General features: G+C 62.9%; 1 protein-coding gene. It reads left to right on the plus strand.

Translation table 11 applies throughout. From position 1 onward, the window contains the following. Positions 1-18 precede the first annotated feature (18 nt). Positions 19-275, plus strand: a 257-nt coding sequence (locus tag NLU14_RS21755) for an InlB B-repeat-containing protein (RefSeq protein WP_275710537.1), incomplete at its 3' end; no start/stop codon positions are given.

The following is a 275-nucleotide window of genomic DNA, read 5'->3' on the forward strand; positions in this document are numbered from 1 at the left end:
GGATCGACGGCGACAGTCATGAGCAACGCCGGCGGCTTCGTCAAAAGCGGCTATGCCTTCGTCGGTTGGACGTTGTCGGCAGACGGCAGCGGCACGGTGTACAAGAATGGCGACAAGCTGACGATGGGCGCGTCCGACGTGACGCTGTACGCCAAGTGGGAGATCGATGCGGGAGGAGTACCCGATCCGGTGGCTGCGCCAAAGCTGTCGTCGCTCCAGCTATCGGCGGGCGTTTGGAGCACGGCCTTTGCTTCGGAAACGACGGCGTACACGAT

The organism is Marinobacter iranensis (assembly GCF_029207565.1).
Taxonomy (GTDB): domain Bacteria; phylum Pseudomonadota; class Gammaproteobacteria; order Pseudomonadales; family Oleiphilaceae; genus Marinobacter; species Marinobacter iranensis.